Genomic DNA, 2,855 nt, shown 5'->3' on the forward strand with positions numbered 1-2,855 from the left:
CTCCTGGATTGCTCTACCTTCTGCATCCATGCAGTCGTAAATGAGAATTTTTTAACACAGGTAGCGACACGTTTAGCCCCGCAAAATGATTAAGTATTATTGCGGATTGGTTTAATACTTTTTAATAATTAAATAGGCGTTAAGCAAGTTGTAAAAGCCCACACTTGTTTAGCGCCTGCTTGTTTTAGTGCACTAGTAGCTGCGTTTAATGTTGCCCCTGTCGTCATCACATCATCAACAATAGCGACTGTTTTACCGGCCATATCCTGTGTACAAATAAAGGCATTTTTTAAGTTTCTTATACGCTTTGCTTTGGATAGCTCCGACTGAGCTTGTGTTTTTTTATCGCGAATAAGAACATTACTTAGTGGGGCGTAATTAGCTAAACAGGGTTGCCAAACTTGGCTTACCTGATTAAATCCACGAGTAATAAAGCGGCTTTTATGAAGAGGTAAAATAATAAAGGTATCTGGCAAGTTAGGGCTTTGCTCAAAAAACTGCGTTAACTGTTTTTGTATAATTTGCTGCAATGCCTTTTTATAATGAATTTGATTATTAAATTTTAGCCTTTTAAGCCAATGCTCAAAGGGAGGCTGATAAAAAGCGCATGCAAATAATTTATCAAACTCGCAATTAGGAAACATCTCAATAATATCAGGTCGATGCAATAAACTCGTATGCTTACTAAAATCAAACAATGGTAAATCTTCAAGGCAATAATCACATAGCCCTAAAGAGGTCGCAATCGAGTTTTGACACTGCACGCAATAAGAGGGAAATAACCAATTTAAAACGGCTTGTTTCACAGACTCGCTCCTTGCATTGCAATCGCCTTTCTAAACGTTATGATGAGCCTAAGTTTGGTAAAGGTTAGGCAAATATGCAAAATGAGTTAGTGTTATTACATGGTTGGGGAATGAATCAGGGCGTATGGCAGTTAGTACAGCCAGAACTTGAGTTTTTATATTCAGGAAATGTACGTAGCCATGACCTACCTGGGTTTGGTAATAGCGATGTGTGCCCAAGCCCTTATACTTTGCATGATGCAGCAGAAATTTTGAGTAAGCAATTAAAGCCGAAGAGCATTTTAATGGGATGGTCGTTAGGTGGATTATTTGCACTTTATATTGCGAAGCATTGGCCTGAAAAGGTATCTAAAGTTATTTTAATAGCATCGACTCCTTTTTTTGCAGAGGCAGATAATTGGCCTGGAATAAAAGCGAATGTATTGGCGCAGTTTAAAGAGCAGTTAGTTAATCATCGAGAAAAAACAATAGAGCGCTTTTTAGCTATTCAAGCAATGGGTAGCGAGTCGGCGCGTGATGATATAAAGCAGCTTAAACAATTGCTAAATCAGTACAGCGCACCCCAAAGCGATGCCCTGAGTGCTGGTTTAGATATTTTACAAAACGACGATTTACGTGACTTATTTACTCATTGCCCAGTCCCTATTAGAGGAGTATTTGGCCGGCTTGATGCTTTAGTACCTTATAAAGCTATTAGCAAAATGTCAGCACTAAATACTGAGTTTGAATATGAAGTACTAGATAAAGCATCCCATGCACCATTTATTTCTCATAAAAGTGAGTTTTTATCTGTCGTTAAATCAATGCTTTAAAATAGAGCTAAGAATAGCGCTGTTTAAAGCTTTATTTTGAGCAGAACCTGAGCGATAATTAAACAATGTTTATTTGGTGGAGGTTTTAATATGCCAATCGGATCAGTATTTAATAGTGGTATAGAAGGGTTTAATCGAGCTAGCCAAGGTATTGAAAAAGCCAGTGCTGAGATTAACCGTGCCAGTATAGAACAACAAGATGACGCGCAATTAGCGCAGCAACGTCAGCTTACGGCAGCACGCCCTGAAGAGGCGATTACAGCACCAGTAGCACAACCAGCTCGTGTTGATGAAGCGCTTGTTAACTTAAAAGTTGAAGAATTTAATGCCAAGGCAAACACGCAATCAATTCAAACGGCCGATGATGTACTTGGCACGTTAATCGATATTAAAGTTTAGTATTATGAATATTGTCACGCCATTTCCGTCTATCAATATAAACACCGCAAATGTTTATACGGAAACCGCACGGCGTGACAACCAACTACGCGAAGTTATTCCGGCTCCCGCATCTAGTAGCGCAAGTAATACAGAAACCAAAGCGCAAAGTGATGCTGAAAAAGCAAAATTGCCAGGCAGTAGCGATGGTGCGACGTATAACGCAACGGGAAAAATAGCAGACGAAAAGTCAGTTCAGCAGCGCGATGGAAACTCAGAAAATCCTGAGGGCACTGAGCAAGAAAGTGAAGCAATCGAGAAAAAAGAATCTGAGCAAGAAGAGCTGCAATTAGAACAAGAACAACAACAAATTACAGAGCTAAAAGCACGGGATACTGAAGTACGAATACACGAACAAGCACACGCTTCTGTAGGCGGGCAATATGCTGGCTCGCCAAGCTATGAATACCAACGTGGCCCAGATGGTACTAACTACGCAGTTGGCGGAGAAGTACAAATAGATGTATCAGAAATTCCGGGTGACCCGCAAGCGACTATAGACAAAATGCAAACAGTACGCGCTGCTGCATTAGCGCCTGCAGAGCCTTCAGGAGCTGATCGCTCTATTGCCGCAGATGCTACGCAAAAGCTAGCAGCGGCTCAAGCTGAGCTTGCACAACCTGAAAAAGAAGACGACGAAGACGCAAAAAGTAAACTTGAAGCATCATTCTCTAGCGATGAAAGCAGCGATACAAAAACAGCTAAAAGTGACGAGCAAACACGTGATGCCGATGTTGAGGCACGGGCGGGGCGTATTGCTAATTTTTACCAAATGGCTACATCGCCAGCGAGCCAAAGT

Annotated in this window: 4 protein-coding genes; 3 read left to right on the forward strand and 1 reads right to left on the reverse strand. The window is 41.0% G+C overall.

The window, feature by feature from the left end:
* Positions 1-128 precede the first annotated feature (128 nt).
* Positions 129-806 carry a ComF family protein gene (locus H5072_RS16000; protein WP_182694083.1) on the reverse strand — a complete coding sequence of 226 codons (678 nt, stop codon included), beginning with the start codon at positions 804-806 and terminating at the stop codon, positions 129-131.
* 74 nt (positions 807-880) lie between these two features.
* On the opposite strand from H5072_RS16000, the gene bioH reads away from it, so the two are divergent.
* From bioH to H5072_RS16015, 3 genes are all read left to right on the forward strand, one after another.
* The gene (gene bioH, locus H5072_RS16005; protein ID WP_182694084.1) at positions 881-1,618 is read left to right on the forward strand and encodes a pimeloyl-ACP methyl ester esterase BioH; all 738 of its coding nucleotides are present in this window, start codon (positions 881-883) and stop codon (positions 1,616-1,618) included.
* 90 nt (positions 1,619-1,708) lie between these two features.
* Positions 1,709-2,017 carry a hypothetical protein gene (locus tag H5072_RS16010; RefSeq protein ID WP_002959563.1) on the forward strand — a complete coding sequence of 103 codons (309 nt, stop codon included), beginning with the start codon at positions 1,709-1,711 and terminating at the stop codon, positions 2,015-2,017.
* Between the two features lie 4 nt (positions 2,018-2,021).
* Positions 2,022-2,855, forward strand: an 834-nt coding sequence (locus tag H5072_RS16015; RefSeq protein WP_182694085.1) for a putative metalloprotease CJM1_0395 family protein, incomplete at its 3' end; no start/stop codon positions are given.

The sequence above is a fragment of the Pseudoalteromonas sp. SR45-5 genome, from assembly GCF_014163565.1.
Classification (GTDB): domain Bacteria; phylum Pseudomonadota; class Gammaproteobacteria; order Enterobacterales; family Alteromonadaceae; genus Pseudoalteromonas; species Pseudoalteromonas distincta.

Coding starts and splice junctions, on each gene's coding strand:
- bioH (WP_182694084.1), top strand. CDS start 881: ATGCAAAATGAGTTAGTGTTATTACATGGTTGGGGAATGAATCAGGGC.
- H5072_RS16010 (WP_002959563.1), top strand. CDS start 1,709: ATGCCAATCGGATCAGTATTTAATAGTGGTATAGAAGGGTTTAATCGA.